16 protein-coding genes are annotated in these 15,601 nt (G+C 43.1%); 1 reads left to right on the top strand and 15 read right to left on the bottom strand.

What is annotated here, in order from left to right:
* Positions 1-567 precede the first annotated feature (567 nt).
* The 10 genes from QNH36_RS08605 to QNH36_RS08560 all read right to left on the bottom strand — a co-directional run bounded on the left by QNH36_RS08605 (position 568) and on the right by QNH36_RS08560 (position 11,619).
* Positions 568-2,778, bottom strand: a complete 2,211-nt coding sequence (locus tag QNH36_RS08605) for a penicillin-binding protein (protein WP_251542122.1) — start codon at positions 2,776-2,778, stop codon at positions 568-570.
* Positions 2,778-3,149, bottom strand: coding sequence for a cell division protein FtsL (gene ftsL, locus QNH36_RS08600; protein ID WP_349654844.1), 372 nt, complete (start codon positions 3,147-3,149; stop codon positions 2,778-2,780). Before ftsL ends, QNH36_RS08605 begins: the two co-directional genes overlap by 1 nt.
* Before the next feature lie 31 nt (positions 3,150-3,180).
* Positions 3,181-4,119, bottom strand: a complete 939-nt coding sequence (gene rsmH, locus QNH36_RS08595) for a 16S rRNA (cytosine(1402)-N(4))-methyltransferase RsmH (RefSeq protein ID WP_144474997.1) — start codon at positions 4,117-4,119, stop codon at positions 3,181-3,183.
* Between the two features lie 57 nt (positions 4,120-4,176).
* Positions 4,177-4,608: a division/cell wall cluster transcriptional repressor MraZ gene (mraZ, locus tag QNH36_RS08590; protein WP_102262102.1), complete on the bottom strand. Its 432-nt coding sequence runs from the start codon at positions 4,606-4,608 to the stop codon at positions 4,177-4,179.
* A gap of 380 nt (positions 4,609-4,988) precedes the next feature.
* Positions 4,989-6,623 carry a bacillithiol biosynthesis cysteine-adding enzyme BshC gene (bshC, locus tag QNH36_RS08585; protein WP_251542125.1) on the bottom strand — a complete coding sequence of 545 codons (1,635 nt, stop codon included), beginning with the start codon at positions 6,621-6,623 and terminating at the stop codon, positions 4,989-4,991.
* A gap of 223 nt (positions 6,624-6,846) precedes the next feature.
* The gene (locus QNH36_RS08580) at positions 6,847-7,239 is read right to left on the bottom strand and encodes a DUF3397 domain-containing protein (protein ID WP_349654843.1); all 393 of its coding nucleotides are present in this window, start codon (positions 7,237-7,239) and stop codon (positions 6,847-6,849) included.
* Positions 7,236-8,132 (bottom strand): 2-dehydropantoate 2-reductase, encoded by an 897-nt coding sequence (locus QNH36_RS08575; protein WP_251542126.1) that lies wholly within the window; start codon positions 8,130-8,132, stop codon positions 7,236-7,238. Before QNH36_RS08575 ends, QNH36_RS08580 begins: the two co-directional genes overlap by 4 nt.
* A gap of 204 nt (positions 8,133-8,336) precedes the next feature.
* The gene (locus QNH36_RS08570) at positions 8,337-9,878 is read right to left on the bottom strand and encodes an acyl-CoA carboxylase subunit beta (protein ID WP_251542127.1); all 1,542 of its coding nucleotides are present in this window, start codon (positions 9,876-9,878) and stop codon (positions 8,337-8,339) included.
* Positions 9,879-10,048: 170 nt separating this feature from the next.
* Positions 10,049-10,261 carry an acetyl-CoA carboxylase biotin carboxyl carrier protein subunit gene (locus tag QNH36_RS08565; RefSeq protein WP_144474783.1) on the bottom strand — a complete coding sequence of 71 codons (213 nt, stop codon included), beginning with the start codon at positions 10,259-10,261 and terminating at the stop codon, positions 10,049-10,051.
* Between the two features lie 14 nt (positions 10,262-10,275).
* On the bottom strand, positions 10,276-11,619 hold the full coding sequence (locus QNH36_RS08560) for an acetyl-CoA carboxylase biotin carboxylase subunit (RefSeq protein ID WP_251542128.1): 1,344 nt from the start codon (positions 11,617-11,619) through the stop codon (positions 10,276-10,278).
* Positions 11,620-11,851: 232 nt separating this feature from the next.
* On the opposite strand from QNH36_RS08560, the gene QNH36_RS08555 reads away from it, so the two are divergent.
* Positions 11,852-12,325, top strand: coding sequence for an N-acetyltransferase (locus tag QNH36_RS08555; RefSeq protein WP_144474781.1), 474 nt, complete (start codon positions 11,852-11,854; stop codon positions 12,323-12,325).
* Between the two features lie 139 nt (positions 12,326-12,464).
* On the opposite strand, the gene tnpA is transcribed toward QNH36_RS08555, so the two are convergent.
* The 5 genes from tnpA to QNH36_RS08530 form a co-directional block, all read right to left on the bottom strand.
* Positions 12,465-12,935, bottom strand: coding sequence for an IS200/IS605 family transposase (gene tnpA / locus QNH36_RS08550; RefSeq protein WP_144481521.1), 471 nt, complete (start codon positions 12,933-12,935; stop codon positions 12,465-12,467).
* A gap of 182 nt (positions 12,936-13,117) precedes the next feature.
* Positions 13,118-13,738: an RsfA family transcriptional regulator gene (locus QNH36_RS08545; RefSeq protein ID WP_251542129.1), complete on the bottom strand. Its 621-nt coding sequence runs from the start codon at positions 13,736-13,738 to the stop codon at positions 13,118-13,120.
* 78 nt (positions 13,739-13,816) lie between these two features.
* Complete coding sequence (locus QNH36_RS08540) at positions 13,817-14,584, bottom strand: enoyl-CoA hydratase/isomerase family protein (protein WP_251542130.1); 768 nt, start codon at positions 14,582-14,584, stop codon at positions 13,817-13,819.
* Positions 14,585-14,700: 116 nt separating this feature from the next.
* Entirely contained in the window at positions 14,701-14,874 is a 174-nt protein-coding gene (rpmF, locus tag QNH36_RS08535) for a 50S ribosomal protein L32 (protein ID WP_023615018.1), read from the bottom strand.
* 80 nt (positions 14,875-14,954) lie between these two features.
* Positions 14,955-15,479 carry a YceD family protein gene (locus tag QNH36_RS08530; RefSeq protein WP_251542131.1) on the bottom strand — a complete coding sequence of 175 codons (525 nt, stop codon included), beginning with the start codon at positions 15,477-15,479 and terminating at the stop codon, positions 14,955-14,957.
* Between the last annotated feature and the right edge of the window lie 122 nt (positions 15,480-15,601).

The raw sequence follows: 15,601 nt of genomic DNA, 5'->3' as shown, positions 1-15,601 counted from the left end.
GGCTGAACTTGAAGTTACTTCGGACAACTTTCGTGCTTACTCGCGAAAAGCTGTCCGAACTTGCGGCTGCTTCGGACAACTTTCGTGCTTACCGTTGAAAAGCTGACAGAACTGGAGGCTACTTCAGACAGTTTTTGTGCTTTCAGGCGAAAAGCTGTCCGAACTTGTGGCTGCTTCGGACAACTTTTGTGCTTACCCGTGAAAAGCTGTCCGAACCTGTGGCTGCTTCGGACAACTTTTGTACTTACAAGTGAAAAGCTGTCCGAACTTGTAGCTGCTTCGGACAACTTTTGTGCTTACCAGTGAAAAGCTGTCCAAACCTGTGGCTGCTTCGGACAACTTTTGTGCTTACTCGCGAAAAGCTGTCCGAACTTGTGGCTGCTTCGGACAACTTTTGTGCTTACCGACGAAAAGCTGTCCGAACCTGAGGCTGCTTCGGACAACTTTCTCGTTTACCGTTGAAAAGCTGTCCGAACCTGAGGCTGCTTCGGACAATTTCCGTGATTGCCCGGTTTGGTTTTATCTGATCGCTTCAAACAGTCCTCAAAAAAAAAACAGAGGAAGGGCTCAGCCGCCAACTTCCTCTGTTTCCTCACTATCTTCTTTTTTTAAGGAGTTCTCGAATTGCTGCAGCGGTGTTTCGAGCTGAACAATAAGATTTTCTCCTTCATTGATCGGCAAGCCTGGTTTCAGGCTCTGTTTTGTCACATATCCGCTACCGGCTTTATTTAGCTTAACCCCAGTTAGTTGGGTGAGCTTCATGACATCCCTTAGCGACCAGTCTGTAAGATCCGGATATGTCATGGTGCCTGAAGCTTTTATAATGATTTTTTCTCCTTCTAGAGAGACTATATCAGCGTTTGGCAATTGTTCTTCCACCTGATTCCCATCACCAATGACTACGGTCTCAAACCCTTTGGACTCAAGCAGCTTCTTTGCTTCACCAGTTTCCATCCCGGTTACATCCGGTACAGAACTTGAATCAGCCTTTTCCATGGAAGCAGGCTTTATATTCAGATACTGAAGACTGCTTTGCATCACTGATTTGAAAATCATCGATGTTGGAATCGAACCTTTGAAATAGTGGTCAATTTCAGGCTGTTGGACCGCAACGTACACAATCAGCTTGGGATCATCTTTTGGAGCCATGCCGAGGAATGAGAATAGATAGTCGCTAGGCCCATTAAGATATTTACCATTTTCGGTAAGGTTGGCAGTGCCTGTTTTCCCGGCAATCTTATAACCATCAATTGCATATGATTTACCCGTACCATGCTCCGAGGTAATAACTGTTTCAAGTACATCGCGAACCTCTTTGGCTGTTTCAGCTGATATCGGCTTGCCAACTGCCTCGGGTTCAGTTTGTTTCACTATTTTACCAGTGTTCGGGTCAACTATTTTATCAATTACTTTAGGCTTCATCATGGTGCCGTCATTTGCAACGGCGGATGCGGCCTGGATTAATTGAATAGGTGTAAACGTCGATCCCTGGCCATAAGAGACCGTTACTTTTTCAACTGGCCATTTATACTGAATTTTACCCACAGCTTCGTTTGGGAGGTCAATGCCAGTCGGCTGATCAAAACCAAATTCAGTCAAGTATTCCCGGAATTTATCCGTACCGATTTTTTCATTAACAAGCTTTGCAACCGCAACATTTGAGGATCGCTGTATACCTTCCAGATAAGTAATCGTTCCCCATCCCTGCCGCTTATTATGATCTCCAATAGGAACCGAGTTCTCAGTAACTTTATAGGAACCAGATTTATAGTATTCTCCTGGATTCCACTTATTTTCCTCAATTGCCGCTGCTAATGTAAAAATCTTCATCGTCGATCCCGGTTCGATCGGTGTTTCAACAATCTCGTTATGCCAGCTTTTATCTAACCCATCCCTTGTAGTAGGGTGGAATGTAGGACGCTGGGCCATTGCAAGTATTTCGCCGGTTTTAGGGTCAGCAACGACAGCCAGAATTTTTTTAGGCTTATATTCCTTATCAACTCGATCGACGGCATCCTCAACAAAAGTCTGGATTTTTTTATCAATCGTCAGGTAAATATCATCGCCATCTTTTGCAGGAGTTACTTTTTCTTCTGCACCTGGAAGAAGGAAACCCCATAAATCACTTTTAAAGGAAATCGACCCATTTTCACCAGTCAATTCATCATTTAATGTTTTTTCTACACCTAGCTTGCCAGTAGTAAATGTTTTGTGATCCTCTGTTTCTTCATTCTCAACAAAGCCCACTAAATGTGATGAAAATATACCATTTGGATAGAATCGCTTTGAATCTCGTAAAAAAGTAATTCCCGGCAGCTTTTCCTCTTCTATTTCCCGCTTGGTCTGGTGGGTAATATCACGGCCGGCCTTTCCGAATTCAACCTGCCATGCCCCATCTTTTGTAAGTCTCTTGTATATATCCGACTCGCTCATATCGATATACTTCGCCAGTACAGCGGCTGTTTTTGCCGGGTCTTTAACATGTTTCGGCTTCTTTTTATTCGTTGTCACCGATTCATCAAGGATGGCGACGAGCGTATAGGAAGTGGTGTCTTCCGCAACTACTTCGCCTTTGCGGTCAAAAATCGTGCCTCTGACAGCCTCGATGACTTTCTCATTGGAATATTTCTGCTGCGCTCTTGCTGCCAGTGCTTGTCCATGAACTTCACCTGTGACCTGGATGGAGACAAACCTGAAAATCAAGATAAAAAAGAGCAGGCTGAATATTACGAATAATACCGCTGCTCCTGCATTCATATTTGGCTGTTTCTTGATCATCAGTTTTCCACACCTTTAACATTGTTTTCATTCAATGTTAGGCCGAGCTTTTCTGTCACCTTTTTGATTCTTTCATAGGTACTTAATTCGCTAATCTGGACTTCAAGGTCACTATTAACCTTTTGCTGCTCCTGAATATCGCCTTCAATAATCTGGATTTCTTTGTTGACTTCATAAATGGCTGCCTGTTTTGATACCATGAATGTTGCGCCGAAGCATACGATTGCTCCGAAGACAAACATCAGGATTTTTTCACCGGGCGTTAAAATCGAATTTCTTTTCGCAGGTGCTTTTACCGGTGCTTTTGCTGGTGCCTGAACTGTACGATGCTGCTGTTCCTGCTGCAATTTTGTAGCCAGATTGCTCATCATTTTCCCTCCTGAAAATTTTATATTTTTATTTTTAGTTTTTTACTTTTTCAGCTATCCGCAGTTTTGCCGATCTTGCCCGGTTATTGAACTCGAGCTCTTCCTCGGACGGAAGGATTGGTTTTCTAGTAATCAGCTTCAATTTAGGCTGAAACTCATCCGGAATGATTGGCAGACCTGGTGGAAGCGGCGGTGTTTCGCTCGCTTTTTTCAAGGTTACCTTACAAATCCTGTCTTCGAGTGAGTGGAAGGTGATGACACTGATCCTTCCTCCTACGGATAAAAGTTCGATTGCCTGCTCCAGTGACTTTTCAAAAACACCAAGTTCATCATTTACCGCGATCCTGACTGCCTGGAAAACCCTTTTGGCGGGATGGCCGCCTTTTCTCCTTGCAGGTGCAGGAATTGCATCTTTAATCAACTCGACCAGTTCACTAGTGGTCTCAATCGGCTTGTTTTCCCTTGCGGCCTCGATTTTGCGGGCAATTTGTTTTGAGAATTTCTCTTCTCCGTACTGGAAAAAGATTTTGACCAATTTTTCATATGGCCATTCATTAATGACATCGTAAGCGGACAATGCTGCATCCTGGTCCATCCGCATATCGAGCGGAGCATCGTGGTGGTAGCTGAAGCCGCGTTCCGGAGTATCTAGCTGCGGTGAGGAAACTCCCAAATCATATAGAATCCCATCAACTTCTTTTACACCCAATTTTTCAAGCTCGTCCTGCAGATAAAGAAAATTACTTTTAATGATTGTCAGCCTGTCGCCGTAAGCTGCAAGCTTTTCTTTCGCATTTGCAATCGCGACATCGTCCTGGTCAAATGCATATAGCTTTCCTTTTTCCGAAAGCCTGGACAAAATCAATTCACTGTGGCCTGCGCCACCGAGAGTGCAATCCACGTATGTACCGTCAGGCTTGATATTGAGCCCGTCTACTGTTTCTTCCAGTAAAACTGTTGTATGTTTGAACATCATGATCCACCTTTCCAATCGAGGAGCAGGTAATATTATATCAGAATAATGTTACCCTTAAATATCAAATCCAATCATATTTTCCGCAATTTCAGCAAAAGATTCCTCAGATTCTGCGAAATATTCTTCCCAGATGGCTTTGCTCCAAATTTCAATTCGATTGGAAACACCTAAAATCACACATTCTTTCTCAAGCTTGGCGTATTGCATCAGCGGGGAAGGAATATTGACTCTCCCCTGTTTGTCAATTTCACTCTCGGTAGCACCCGAAAAGAAAAAACGGGTAAATGCACGTGCATCTTTTTTAGTCAGCGGAAGTCCTTTAAGTTTTTCTTCGATCACTGACCATTCAGAAACGGGGTAACCAAATAAACACTGGTCAAGTCCACGGGTAAGAATGAACATTTCTCCAAGATTTTCACGGACCTTGGCAGGGATGATCAATCGTCCTTTGCTATCCACATTATGATGGTATTCACCCATGAACATGCCACTACCCCCACTTTCTAAATACAATGTACCACATTCCCCCACTTTTCACCACCTTATTTTAAATATTCTCTCCACCAACCCAAATTCCTTTGTTATTTCTTACTTTTTTATATTTTTAATTGCCAGTTGATAGACAATCGAAGACTGCCAATGAACAACAGGAACCATTAATTGCACTGAAATCAATAGTAATAGTAATTGCACTGTCACCCTCGACAATTGAACCTTCACCCTAAATAATTGCACTGTCACCCTCGACAATTGAACCTTCACCCTAAATAATTGCACCAACACCTGTAAAAATTGCACTTTCACCCGTATTTTGAAACTACCCCCGAACGAAAAAAAGCCCCATCCGAAAAGGATGGAGCTCAATTTTATAGTTTTATGATTTTATGGGTTCCATCGAACCTATACTGCAGCTTTAATAATTCCGGAACTAGTTCCAAACCATACTTATTCAGGTAATAGAAAGGATTCCATACTCTTTCTTGTGGCGCCCCGCCTGGTCTTAGTGCATTCTCCACTCTAGAGAACTTTCGAAGGATATGGTCATTTTTTTGGCAGATTGCCTCTACAATTTTATCCTCCATGAACTTAATTTGATTCAGCAGGATTGATTCGTTCTTTTGCAGCATTGGCAATAATACCGGATCGATTCCGTTTGATTTTTCACGGATGAGATGATATTGATCTGACAGCATCCCTTTAACCTTACCGAATAACTCTTCTACTTCCCGATCCTTCAGTGAGTCGATGAATTTTAGTTCATGTCCGCTTGTGCCTGAAATCAACACTTCTTTTAGATCCAATTTCAATTCGTTCAGGTCAGATTCAATCGATCTTTCCAATAAGGTGATATTCAGTCTTGGGACAAGCGGAGGCATCCGGACACCGAAATGCTCGAAGACAAGTTTCAGCTCTGCCCAGTAGGCAATTTCTCCAGGACCTCCAATGAAGGCAAGCGTCGGGAAAAGCCATTCTTGCATTAACGGACGGGTCACGACATTATTGCTGAGTTTTTCCGGAAACTCATTCGCAATCTCCATCAGTTCATCATATGTGAAGCTGACTTCGCCATTTTTACCTGCAAACCCTCCACTTTGTGGGTCAAATTGAAGCAAGATACGTTCATTTACCTGTTCATCATAAAAGAACAGGTTCGCCGTATTTTCATTGATATCAATCATATTAGAAAAGCCTGCCGCTTTGGTCTTTTCTTGCTGGCCAAGGACTGCGGAAGTGGTTTCACGATGATTTTTAATTTGATTGATAAAATATTCTTTTTCAAGCTTGCGCAGCTCTTTATTCCCTGAATCAACAATCAGCAGGCCTGAATCCTTGAAAAGCTCCATAATGATCGTGGCAAAAAAGTCCACGAAGGATTCCGCTTTCTTCAAGGATTCCAGGGCAAAGGATAATACTTCTTTCGTGTGTTTTGTTTCGCCGTAGGTTTCAATGATTTCCTCAACCCAGGAATAACACAGGTCCCGGTTGATACACACTTCGGAAATCATTTTTTTCTCGAGATTCTTTTCCGGGTAGACCCATTTCTCCTGCCTGTTGTCCTTCATGACATAAACATGATTGACTTCCTGGTAGTCATGGTCTTCACCCGCAATCCAAAATACCGGTACCACCGGGACGCCAAGCTCCTGCTCTTTCTGTTCAGCCAGCTTGATAATTGAAATCACTTTATGGATCGTATAAAGCGGCCCGGTCAGGATACCCGCCTGCTGGCCGCCGATAACCGCAACGCTGTTTTCCTTCCTGAGTTTCCCGATATTCTCAGCAATTCGATCAGACTCCGCATATCTGGACATGAATGTCTGAATATGGTCGGCAAGTTCTTGTCTCATGAAACTTCTATTTTTCAATTCATCAAGGCGATGAATATATGAATTTTCGTCTGTAAAATTATAATGAAAGAACCTCTGAAGTTCAGGGCTCCCAGCAAGGTAATCTGTCGCAAACCGGTTCGCAGCCGGAAGTGAGAGATTCAACATCTCCATTAACTCGTACTTCCTTTCTCGTTAACAATTTTCACTGTAATGAGTATAGCATTGTTTGAATTGAAAAGAAAAAAACTTTGCCTTTCGAAATTTCTAAAATCAAGGTTTTTTTGAATAGAAGCTGCCCTACCCTTGGTTAATTTCGGTGTAGCAGGCTTTTGCTACGTTCGGTTTGCAGAAATCAAAAAATGCTGGACCTTCGAAGAGACGGTCCAACATCGGGTCAAGCAAACAGGAACATCAGTCGCTTATACAATCCAAATAGCACAAGGATGATATAAGCCGAACTGAAAAGCAGAAAATTAAACCGCCAAAAACCCTTAAATACCTTTGGCAGGACGATTTCTTCTTTATATTGCCAATGGATCCAGACGAATATAGCCGCCAAGCCAAATAAAATGATCAGTATGAGCCAAAAAAAGGATTTTCCCCAAATGGTTAGGATCAAAAAATGGACAGACATTACTAGCAAAAAAGTACTGAAGTCAATGGCCAGATTGACAGAACGACGATGGTTTCCCGTGATTTGTTTGGTGATGATGAACACAGCGAGATAGCCAATTATAGGCACTGTGATCAATGCGGCAACAAGTGCGGAGAAGAATCCAGGCATCATGCTCCCTCCCTTTCTTGCTCCTTCCCCTTGATGCAATGATAATAGTTATGTATTAATGGAGCTTTGATATTTTTGCTTATTGATAATTCGAGCAAGTAACCTAGGATGGCATCAATCTCAGTCTGTCCGCCATTTTCAATATCCTTATACATGGACGAATGGTTATCTGCTGTTTTTGCGCATACTGTCATCAGGTTCTGGAGGTATTCTTCCCGATGTTCCAGACCAAGGACAAGGGCACACTCCTCAAACATTTGCTTGAAGATCTCAAAGTAAAAGGGATTATCGATCAGCTCGCCATTCCTGACTTTCAGGATTGCAGTCAATGGATTGATGACAGCATTGACCACCAGCTTCTTGATGAGCATCTCTTTATAATCAGATTCTAAGTGTACTGGAAAGTCATCAGGAGCATTCATCGACAATTCTCTGAGAAGATGGGCTTCTCCGCGGTATACTGCAGTTCTGGTGACTCCGATGCCATTATGCTGAACTGTAAATTCATTAGCCCTTACTGCTCCATGTTCGACCGCTCCCATATAAATATCAGGCGCAGTAATCTCCGAGAGCAGCTTTATATGGCCGTAGCCGTTTTGCAGAAAGAGAATGCTGCTTCGGGCATTCGCCTTGAGCTCATCCATTAGTCCAGAGAGCTGATATTGCTTCACTGCCACAACCGTAAACTCTTCTTTTCCTTGCCAATCCTGGATGGCCGCAGCCGAAACCTTGAGCGGAGGCTGCGCTATGCCGCCTTTTAAAAGATGCACTCCATTTTTGTTGATTTGGTCTGCTTGCTCTTTTGTCCTCGTATAGATGGAAACTTCGTTTTTGATTCCGAGGTAATAGGAGAATAATAAACCTAATGAACCGCCGCCAATTATCGCTATCTTCATAAAAACCCCTCATTGAAGGAGTCAGCACACCCTCAACTTGTGCATCTCCTGAAAATCTATCACATGTGTAATCAATAGTAAGATCTTTAGTCATATTTTAGCAGAAACAAATGCCACTTAGGAAGAAAGGATTAAGGATTTTTCATATAATTTCTAGACGTCCAAAAATGAAACGGAGACCCTCAAGGATCTCCGTTTCATTTTTTATACAGGATAGACAGGGTGTTTCCTGACACTGAATTCCATGTCCTTTGTTTCATATAATTTGAAGCGATCGATCAGGGCATTCCTCAAATCGTTCGCTGCGACGATATCATCTACGATCAGTTCGGAAGCCAGTTTATAAATGTCAATGCTCTCTTTATATTCCTGATGCTTTTCCTGGACAAAAGCGATTTTTTCTTTCGGGTCTTCGATTTGATTGATTTTATTTGAATACACCGCATTTACAGCTGCTTCAGGACCCATGACCGCAATTTGCGCAGTAGGAAGCGCTATGCAGCAATCCGGTTCGAATGCTGGTCCTGCCATTGCATATAAGCCTGCACCGTATGCCTTTCGGACAATAACAGAGATTTTTGGTACGGTGGCTGAACTCATCGCCGCAATCAGCTTTGCACCATGGCGGATGATTCCTGCTCTTTCGACCTTAGTGCCAATCATGAAGCCTGGAACATCTGCAAGGAACAGCAGTGGAATATGGAACGCATCGCAGAGTGTGATGAATTTCGCCGCCTTATCAGCAGAATCAACGAATAAAACTCCGCCTTTTACCTTCGGCTGGTTCGCGATGATTCCTACCGCACGTCCGTCAATGCGGGCAAGGCCGGTTATGATTTCAGGGGCGAACAGCTTTTTGATTTCAAAGAAACTTCCCTCATCAATCAAGGCATCGATTCCTTCATACATGTCAAAAGGTGCATTTTGATTCAATGGAACAATCTCTTCCAGGCTTCTTCCTGCCTTTGGGGCAACTCCTTCAATCAATGCTGTTTTGGACTGGAAATTTGCAGGGAAATAACTCACATACCGCTTCGCTGCTTCAATGGCTTCTTGCTCACTGTAGACAAGCATATCGCCTACACCGCTCACAGAGCAGTGCATCCGGGCGCCGCCCATTTCCTCCAATGTGACCTTTTCGCCAATGACTTTTTCCGCCATCCTTGGGGATCCAAGATACATCGATGCATTCTGGTCCACCATGATCACGATATCGCAGAACGCTGGTATATATGCCCCTCCTGCTGCGGAAGGTCCGAATAGAAGGCAGATTTGCGGGATCACACCGGACAATTTTACCTGATTATAAAAAATCTTTCCTGCTCCCCTTCTGTTCGGGAACATATCAAGCTGGTCAGTGATACGGGCTCCTGCCGAGTCGACAAGATACAATAAAGGAACCTTCAGCTTTTCAGCTGTTTCTTGGATTCTGATGATCTTCTCAACCGTCCTGGCACCCCATGAACCTGCTTTTACTGTCGAATCATTCGCCATGACACAAACAGTTTGTCCGCCGATTTTGCCAATAGCTGTCACGACGCCATCCGCAGGCAGGTCCCCAGCCTGGAAATTGGCGAACTTGCCATCTTCCTCGTAGACTCCCTCGTCAAATAAAAGATTCAATCGATCCCTTACGAACATTTTATTTTGCTCAGCCAGCTTGTCATGATATTTCTGGTGGCCGCCAGCTTCAATTTGCTGGACATTCTCCTGTAAAGTATCCGTTAATGTCTTTGCAGTTGTCATAGTTCCCCTCCTAAAAAACCTATTTGAAACTGTCAAAGGGTACATTTCAGCCTTGATCAGGCCATTATAAAGGCACTTTCCTCTTCCTAAGGATCAAGTTTGGCGTAAATTGCACCCTTATGCAGCCTTTTCACTCGATATAAGAGTCTTTCGGCATCTTAACTGCGCTATTATTCTAGTACGAGCAGGACATCGCCTTCGTTAACAAAGTCTCCGATATTCACTTTCACTTCAGCTACCGTGCCAGCACCCTGGCTTTCTACAGGGATTTCCATCTTCATCGATTCGAGCATCAACACTTCCTGGCCTTCCGTAATTGAATCCCCAGCTGCCACCATCACATTCAATACCGTTCCTGCCATACTTGCTGTAATTTCTTTCATATCCATATCCTCCTCTATTTTGATGCCAATTTTCTTTCTGTTAAATATGCAGTTGTATAGTTTCCGGATTTAAAGCCTTCTTCACTTAAGATTTCCACAAACAATGGAGCATTCGATTTGATTCCATCCAGCTTCATGTTTGCAAAAAATTCCTCAGCAATCTTGATTGCTTCTTCCCGGGTACCTCCCGCAGCGATGCACTTCGCAACCATTGGGTCATAAAAAGGTGTTACTGTCGAACCTGCTTCATAACCTGCATCGACTCGAACTCCTTCTCGATCCTCCCATGAAAACTCGGTGATTTTACCTGGTGAAGGCAAGAACCTGACTGGGTCTTCCGCATAGAGACGGAATTCAATCGCCGATCCCTTCTTCTCGATTTCATCCTGGAGCAAAGGAAGTCTTTCACCCCGCGCTGCATGGATTTGCCACTTCACAAGGTCGAGACCGGTAATGGCTTCCGTGACCGGATGTTCAACCTGCAATCTTGTATTCATTTCAAGAAAGTAAAAATTCTCATTTTCATCCACAATGAATTCTACGGTCCCGGCATTCACATAATCCACTGCCCTGGCAGCTGTCACTGCCGTTTCATACATTTTTTGCCGCGCTTCTTCCCTTAAGAATGGTGACGGTGCCTCTTCAATCACTTTTTGGTGGCGGCGCTGGATCGAGCAATCACGTTCAAACATATGTACATGATTGCCATGGCTGTCGCCGAAAATCTGGACCTCGACATGCCGGGCATTTTTGATGTATTTTTCAATGAATACTTCGTCTGATCCGAAATATGCCTTTGCTCTGCCCTTCGTGGATTCAAAATTCTTAGCGAGCGCTTGCTCATTTTCACAGAGCACCATGCCAATTCCGCCACCGCCGCCGCTAGCCTTCAGCATGAGCGGGTAGCCGATTTCTTCTGCAAGCCTGACAGCGTCATCCAGTGTTTTCAAACCCTGTTCACTGCCCGGCACTACAGGAACACCCGCAGCCTCCATCGTCGATCTTGCGACGATTTTATCGCCCATCTTTTCAATCGTATCCGGAGCAGGACCGATGAAGGTCAACCCGGCTTCCTTCACTTTTCGGGCAAAATCCGCGTTTTCCGATAAAAAGCCATAACCAGGATGGATGCCATCCACTTTTTCTTCTTTTGCGATTCTCAAAATTTCATCTGAATTGAGATAGGATTTCTGAACAGGCGGCTCACCAATCCTGAAAGCGCTGTCAGCTTCTTTTACAAAAGGCAGTTCCTGATCCGCATCAGAATAAACAGCCACAGATTCAATCCCAAGCTCACGGCAAGTGCGGATAATGCGAAGCGCTATTTCTCCTCTGTTTGCAATCAATATTTTTTGCACGCTCTTTCCCCTTTCCCGTAAAAAATACGCTCACTATATAAAATTCTACAATATTCTGTATCTTTCCTGCAAAAATTGGAACCGCTTTCTAAAATTCAAATGCAGAATTTTTCATGTTTTTATAATATAATAAAAATAGGTATAAAAAAATAAATAATTTCAGCTGCCTTTTTCAGAATAGGAAAAGCGCATGATCAGTCATTGATTGGCGGCTTGATAGAGGGAGTGTATTATGGTGAAAAAAGTGGAAAAACTTAAAATCAATTATAAGACATTGGAAGAATTCAAGAAATTCAAGGAGTATGGCCATCAGGAGCTTTCAATGTTAGAGGATTTGGAAGCGAATATTGTGGAAAATGATAGCGATTCACCGTTCTACGGTATTTATTTCGGTGACAAGCTTGTCGCACGCATGAGCCTTTATCAGGTAAAAAAACAGTTTGACCGCTACTTCGAACCTTCCCAGGATTATCTGGAGCTTTGGAAGCTTGAAGTACTTCCGGATTACCAGGGTAAGGGCTATGGAAAAGCACTAGTTGAATTCGCGAAGAGCTTTGGCCTGCCAATCAAGACGAATCCTCGTGTTAAATCACAGGATTTCTGGGAAAAGATGGGCTTTACTCCTGTTCATTATGATGTGGAAAGAGACCGTGGCGAAAACCCTCTTGTGTGGTATCCTGCCGGTGTAACAGAACAAGTTCAGTAATATCATAATCAAAACCACCAGTGTGAACTGGTGGTTTGCTCTGCGGCTGAAAGCCTCTCTTACCGGCCTTGGCCTTAAAGGCCCGCTGAAAGGGTTTCCCTTCTGCACCACATTCACTCACCAATTCTAAAGAATTTCTTTATTTATTCTTATTTTTTTGTCCTGTGAAAGGATCAAACTCTTCGAACAATGTTAACTGGTCAGCTTGATAGTCTTCCACGAGCTGATTTCGAATGTATTCTTGTATTTGCTTTTTGTTTCTGCCTACTGTATCAACATAGAAGCCTCGGCACCAAAATTTCCGGTTTCCATACCGGTATTTTAAATTGGCATGTCGATCGAAAATCATGAGGCTGCTCTTTCCTTTCAAGTAACCCATGAATTGAGACACACTCAATTTCGGCGGGATACTAACTAACATATGAATGTGGTCCGGACAGGCATTAGCTTCATGGATCACAACACCTTTTCGTTCACATAAATCTCTGATAATTTGGCCTATACTCTTTTTATATTTTCCATAAATGATTTGTCTTCTGTATTTTGGGGCAAATACTATGTGATACTTACAATTCCATGTTGTATGTGCTAAACTGTTCATGTCCTTCATAGGGCATACCTCCTTCTACGGTGAGATGAAGTGGTCGGGAAACCAACTTTATCCTACCATGAAGTGAGGTTTTTTTATTACTACCACGCTATAAGCTCTCTGGAACCCCCGGCATAGCCAGGGGTTTTCTAACACAGTAACAAATAATAGCGCCTGCCAGATCTGGCAGGCGCTTCTTATTGTTATTTTTCAACCTTTTCCAGGTTTCCCTTTCCCTCTACCTGAAAGTTCATTTTCTGCTGTTTTTCTTCGTCTTTGGGGCCTACTCTTTTTTTGGCCCGCTCCATGATATCAATCAGGGCACGATAGTCTTCTTCCATCGACCGCAGCTTTGTCTCTAATTTTTCATTTTCAGCAGACAAGTAATAGATTTGTTTTTCAAGGCCGCGAATTTTTTCCTTCTGATCATCCTGACTGTTAAGAGCTCCCGCTTTTTCATAGAGGTCATCAAGATACTGTTTTACTGCTTCAATGCTTAAATTCGATTGCTTTTCCTGTTTTTCCTGGACCGGGCTTAGCATTTCGCTTGCCGCAGCCTGAGCCTCTTCAGTAACTTCTTGTGCTTTCACCTGTTTTTTTGCTTCTTTTCGCTGTTTTTTTGCTAGTTCGATTCCGGATTTATACTGTTTCCTCACATATGAATTCCAGCGGAAACCGCAGGCCGCAGCTGTTCTTGACAGCTGTTTCCCGACTTCCTCAAAAGCTTTTAATTGCGTGCCGCCCTCGCGGATATTGCGCAATACAACTTCAGCAAGCAATAAGTCTTCGTCCTGTGACCAGGCATCCTGACGGGTTAGTGGCATCAGAAAATCCCTCCTATTGTTTTTTATTCATTCTTATGCATCTAATAGGAAAGATAGACTGATATCATCCAATACCGATCAATTATTTTTATTTTTTTTGTTAATGAATTCGTCCACTTTTTTATGATGTACTTCTTCTCCCCATAGTACAGCACATTTTGCGGCTTCTGCCCCCATCCTTTCTCTCATTGATAATTGCTCCCATTTTTTATTGATTAAAGATTTATAGGCTTCTAAAACCGCTGTCTCTTTTTTCAAGCTTCCTTCCATGAATGAGAGACAGGCATCAATAGGATCCTTTGTATAAATATGATTCAGGAAACCAAGGCTCATCAACTCCTCAGCATTATGGATCCTGGCATCAAGCAGCATTTTCAATGCAGCATGGGGAAGCCTTTCGAGGAGGATTGTTCCCCCTCCCCAGCCGGTTGTGATCGCCAGGTTCGCCTGGACGAAACCTGCTTTGATCCCTTGCTTTCCAATCCTGAAATCACAGGCAGATGCTATTTCACAACCGCCTCCGACTGCAGAACCATTGAGAATCGCAATGCTTGGTTTTGGCAAGGTCAGCAGCTTATACAAAATCCCAGCCATGCGCGAAAGCATCCCATATGCCTGTTCTTCTGTCTTCAATTGATGGAAGGCAGATAAATCTCCTCCCGAACAGAAAGCCTGCTCGCCAGCCCCCGTAATGGCAAATGCTTTAACATCCTGATCTGCAGCCATTTCAATTGCAGATTCCAGCCCTGCCATTACCTCAAAATCAATTGCATTTCTCCTGCCAGGCCTGTTGATTGTAAAAAGCAGCACTCCGTCTTTTTCTTTTGAAATTATGTATGAATCCATCCTGCTCCTCCTAAAATACTAGTCCTTCAAATTGTATCAATTTTCTGTATTAAGGAGCAAATATACAAAAAAAGCACAGCGATGCATATGCATCCTGTGCTTTTTTTGAAAGAAAATTAGTCGTTAACAACTTCTTTTCCTTTGTATGTTCCGCAAGCTTTGCACACACGGTGAGCAAGTTTCATTTCACCGCAGTTAGGGCATGCTACCATACCCGGAACTTGTAATTTAAAATGAGTACGGCGTTTTCTTTTCGCAGTTTTAGATGTTCTTCTAAATGGTACAGCCATTCTTCCCACCTCCTTAAAAGGAATAAGAAAGTTTATGAAGGCCAGTCCTTTTCTGGACCTCCACGCTCTTTTTTAATCAATTAGTCAGAGGAATCCTTAGAGTCCTCAAAGAATTTTGCAAGTCCGGCAAGCCGGGGATCAAGTTTTTCGGATTTCTCCTGTTCCTCGATTACTTCCCAATCCTTACCTGACTGGGGTGCGCCTTCTTGACCAGCGCTATCATCACAGAATACTTGCATCGGCACTTCCACCAGCAAGATCTCCCTGATGATGGGTTCAAGATCAATGACATCGCCTGTTACTTGATGAACTTCCTCATCAGCCTCATAGTCGTGGCTGTTTAACATGAAAGTTTCAGTAGTTTCCACATCAATTGGATATTTTACATCAACCAGTGTCCGTGAACAAGGAAGGATCAGATGACCATCAATCCGGACATGGAATGTCACTCTCGTGGCACTGATATCCGCCCTTCCTGTTAGATGGATGGGAGATACCTCGCGGATTGTCGGATCTGTTTCCTTAATTGAGTCCATTCGGACAAACTCGTCAATCAGAAAGTCCTTGTTTCGATGTTTTTGTATCTGACTTATTGTCCATTTCATAGAATCACCCCAAGGCAACAAAGGTAATTATAGACCTTCGCATAATCATTTGTCAATATTTTTTCTTTACACTATAATTTACATAAATACATTAATCTAAACTTCCAAACAATGCAATATCC

Origin of the sequence: Mesobacillus sp. AQ2 (genome assembly GCF_030122805.1) — a bacterium.
Classification (GTDB): domain Bacteria; phylum Bacillota; class Bacilli; order Bacillales; family Cytobacillaceae; genus Mesobacillus; species Mesobacillus oceanisediminis_A.
This window is presented reverse-complemented; position numbering and strand designations above follow the sequence as displayed.

Bases quoted from the DNA above. Each gene is read 5' to 3' on its own strand.
- mraZ (WP_102262102.1), bottom strand. From the start codon at position 4,608: ATGTTCATGGGTGAATACCATCATAATGTGGATAGCAAAGGACGATTG.
- QNH36_RS08545 (WP_251542129.1), bottom strand. From the start codon at position 13,738: ATGCCACTAACCCGTCAGGATGCCTGGTCACAGGACGAAGACTTATTG.
- QNH36_RS08540 (WP_251542130.1), bottom strand. From the start codon at position 14,584: ATGGATTCATACATAATTTCAAAAGAAAAAGACGGAGTGCTGCTTTTT.
- QNH36_RS08555 (WP_144474781.1), top strand. From the start codon at position 11,852: ATGGTGAAAAAAGTGGAAAAACTTAAAATCAATTATAAGACATTGGAA.
- rsmH (WP_144474997.1), bottom strand. From the start codon at position 4,119: ATGTTCAAACATACAACAGTTTTACTGGAAGAAACAGTAGACGGGCTC.
- QNH36_RS08580 (WP_349654843.1), bottom strand. From the start codon at position 7,239: ATGATGCCTGGATTCTTCTCCGCACTTGTTGCCGCATTGATCACAGTG.
- ftsL (WP_349654844.1), bottom strand. From the start codon at position 3,149: ATGATGAGCAATCTGGCTACAAAATTGCAGCAGGAACAGCAGCATCGT.
- QNH36_RS08530 (WP_251542131.1), bottom strand. From the start codon at position 15,479: ATGAAATGGACAATAAGTCAGATACAAAAACATCGAAACAAGGACTTT.
- QNH36_RS08575 (WP_251542126.1), bottom strand. From the start codon at position 8,132: ATGAAGATAGCGATAATTGGCGGCGGTTCATTAGGTTTATTATTCTCC.
- QNH36_RS08565 (WP_144474783.1), bottom strand. From the start codon at position 10,261: ATGAAAGAAATTACAGCAAGTATGGCAGGAACGGTATTGAATGTGATG.
- QNH36_RS08605 (WP_251542122.1), bottom strand. From the start codon at position 2,778: ATGATCAAGAAACAGCCAAATATGAATGCAGGAGCAGCGGTATTATTC.
- rpmF (WP_023615018.1), bottom strand. From the start codon at position 14,874: ATGGCTGTACCATTTAGAAGAACATCTAAAACTGCGAAAAGAAAACGC.
- tnpA (WP_144481521.1), bottom strand. From the start codon at position 12,935: ATGAAGGACATGAACAGTTTAGCACATACAACATGGAATTGTAAGTAT.
- bshC (WP_251542125.1), bottom strand. From the start codon at position 6,623: ATGGAGATGTTGAATCTCTCACTTCCGGCTGCGAACCGGTTTGCGACA.
- QNH36_RS08570 (WP_251542127.1), bottom strand. From the start codon at position 9,878: ATGACAACTGCAAAGACATTAACGGATACTTTACAGGAGAATGTCCAG.